This is a genomic window from Bartonella sp. AA83SXKL (assembly GCF_042196965.1).
Classification (GTDB): Bacteria; Pseudomonadota; Alphaproteobacteria; order Rhizobiales; family Rhizobiaceae; genus Bartonella.
This window is the reverse complement of record NZ_JBHIRG010000069.1, coordinates 1-2,564: the sequence shown is the minus strand read 5'-3', so window position 1 is coordinate 2,564 and position 2,564 is coordinate 1. Positions and strand designations below refer to the sequence as shown.

The 2,564-nt window shown below is 41.7% G+C and carries 4 protein-coding genes; 3 read left to right on the top strand and 1 reads right to left on the bottom strand.

Features of this window, described 5'->3' with window-relative positions:
* Nucleotides 1-108 precede the first annotated feature (108 nt).
* Nucleotides 109-636 carry a hypothetical protein gene (locus ACFINO_RS09580; RefSeq protein WP_375655585.1) on the top strand — a complete coding sequence of 176 codons (528 nt, stop codon included), beginning with the start codon at nucleotides 109-111 and terminating at the stop codon, nucleotides 634-636.
* Between the two features lie 19 nt (nucleotides 637-655).
* Here the strand turns inward: ACFINO_RS09580 and ACFINO_RS09575 are convergent, their stop codons facing one another.
* Complete coding sequence (locus ACFINO_RS09575) at nucleotides 656-991, bottom strand: hypothetical protein (RefSeq protein ID WP_375655583.1); 336 nt, start codon at nucleotides 989-991, stop codon at nucleotides 656-658.
* Nucleotides 992-1,199: 208 nt separating this feature from the next.
* Between ACFINO_RS09575 and ACFINO_RS09570 the strand changes: the two genes are divergently transcribed.
* Entirely contained in the window at nucleotides 1,200-1,532 is a 333-nt protein-coding gene (locus ACFINO_RS09570) for a hypothetical protein (RefSeq protein WP_375655581.1), read from the top strand.
* A partial coding sequence (locus ACFINO_RS09565; RefSeq protein WP_375655579.1) for a PBSX family phage terminase large subunit occupies nucleotides 1,513-2,564 on the top strand: 1,052 nt, incomplete at its 3' end. The genes ACFINO_RS09570 and ACFINO_RS09565, both read left to right, overlap by 20 nt.

Below are 2,564 nucleotides of genomic sequence, written 5' to 3'. Positions count from 1 at the left end.
GATAATCAAGATCAGTCATCTGCTTATGACAGAAGCATTTACAGACCTCTTGATACATCTCATACCGTTATGAATGACAGTGTTCCTTTTTAAATAAAAGGCGGTGTTATGAAAAAAAATAAAAAAAGGGGACGCCCTAAAATAGCAGGGCAGGTAAGAGAACCAAACGGACGTATATCACGTTGCAAAACACCGCGTGAAGCCGTTGATAAATTGGCAATAGAAATGCGTGCAAAACGCTTTGGTTTAACGCTACAAGAGGCAAAAAATCCACTTTCTGGTACCTATATCGGGCGGCTTTGCTTGCAAGGCGTGCTTACACAAGAGCAATATGACGCCGCCCAGCAATATCTACAGATAAGAAACGATTACCTTTGTGCAAAAGGCTTGCCTAATGCGATTTATGACGAAATGCCGTCATCATCTGATGATAAGGCAAGAGATAAATGGGTAGCATTTGCAACAGAGCAGTTTATCAACACGCAAGAGGCACTAAAAGAAGCCCAATGCCTCTATAGACAATATAACCTTTATGCAGCGCTACAGTGCCTCGTTATAGAAGATCAAATGCTACCCCACCTTGTGAATTCACTGCGCGTTGCTCTTAATGTGCTTCAGAAACATTTTGATCGTTAGGTTTACTGGCAATCAGATTCTAATCTTCTTCATATTTTTCTTCTGAAAAAAATATTGTATATCTTAAATAGTTAATTGTATTTTTTGCCTCCTTAATTTCATCTTTTAGTTTTTCAATTTCAGCTTCTGAATCATAAATTTCATCTTTTAGTTTTTCAATTTCAGCTTCTGAAGCAGAAATTACATCTTTTAACCACCCAATTTGATATTCTGAATCATTTTTTAACGTCCTAAGTTCATTCTTTTCTTGTAAAAGACTATATTCGTAACAAGCAATAGCAATAATTGCTATTATAAAAGCAGTCCATAAGCTAATGATATCAAAATACCAAACTAGTAATATTACTAAAAACATCTTTTTTCTTTATTTAGGAGAAAATTTCACATCGGATTTATATTGATTCTACAATTGCATCAATATGTATCGTTTTCTTATTGACAAATTGTAGCAAATCGTATTTAATGACATTGCTGTACTTAGGCGTATTGTGTCTAGAGAGGGAAATGTACAGTTCAAAATCCCCGCAAATGCGGGGTTTTTTATTATCTGGAGGGCGTATTTTATGACATCAGAAAATACACAGCAGGCTCCACAACCCATTAAAAAGCGTATACCCCCAAAGGCAGGTCAAGGGCGTGTCAAAGGCGTTCCGAATAAGATGACGCGCATTTTAAAAGAAGCAGTGGTTAAGGCTGCTGAGAATGCTGGGAATAAAATTGGCAAGGATGGTTTGATCTCTTATTTGGAAAAGCAGGCTATGGAATGCCCCGCTGCTTATTTAGCGTTGCTTGGTAAGGTGTTGCCTTTACAGGTAACAGGTGAAGATGGGGGAGCCATTAAGGTGATAACGCGTGTAGAAATCGCGCCTTTGGTCAATGACGACACGACAGATTAATATTGTTCCAAAGCTTATACCGATTTTTACAGATAAGGCTTTGGTGCGTGCTGCTTGGGGTGGACGAGGGTCTGGAAAGACAAGATCATTTGCCTTGATGGCTGCTTTAAAAGGCTATCAATTTGGTATGCAAGGGATATCGGGCACTATACTTTGTGCACGTCAGTTTCAGAATTCTTTGGCAGAAAGTTCATTGGAGGAGATTAAGCGCGCCATTGAAGCGCACGACTTTTTAAAGGACTATTACAAGGTTGGGGAATCGTCGATTAAGTCGATAGATGGTCGCGTAGCCTTTCAGTTTTCTGGTCTGGACCGTAATATTGCGAGCATTAAATCGATGGGGCGCATTTTGCTTTGTTGGGTTGATGAAGCAGAGCCGGTAACAGAGACGGCTTGGCAAACGCTTATACCGACTTTGCGAGAAGAAGGAGAGGGATGGCGGGCAGAATTATGGGTGACATGGAACCCGTTGCGAGAGAATGCCCCCGTTGAGAAGCGGTTTCGCTTTTCAGACAATGAAGCCATTAAGCGTGTAGAGATCAATTGGTCAGACAATCCGAAGTTTCCTAAGATCTTGAATGAAGCGCGATTGGATGATCTGAGAAACCGTCCAGAGACTTATAAGCATATCTGGGAGGGGGCTTATCTTACAGCGGTTCAAGGTGCTTATTATCAGAAAGAGATGTTGGCAGCCGAGCAAGAGGGGCGGATAGGGCGTGTTGCTCGTGATCCTTTAATGCAAATACGCGCCTTTTGGGATATTGGGGGGACAGGCGCCAAGGCAGATGCCACGGCGATATGGATAGCGCAATTTGTTGGTAGAGAGATCAGAGTGCTTGATTATTACGAAGCACAGGGACAGCCTTTATCCGAACATATCGGTTGGTTGCGTCAAAATGGTTATGAGAAGGCATTGATGGTTCTCCCCCATGACGGTGCGACCAGAGACCGTGTGCACAATGTGAGTTTTGAGAGCGCTCTTAAACAGGCAGGCTTTCAAACAAAAGTTATCCCTAATCAGGGAGCAGGGGC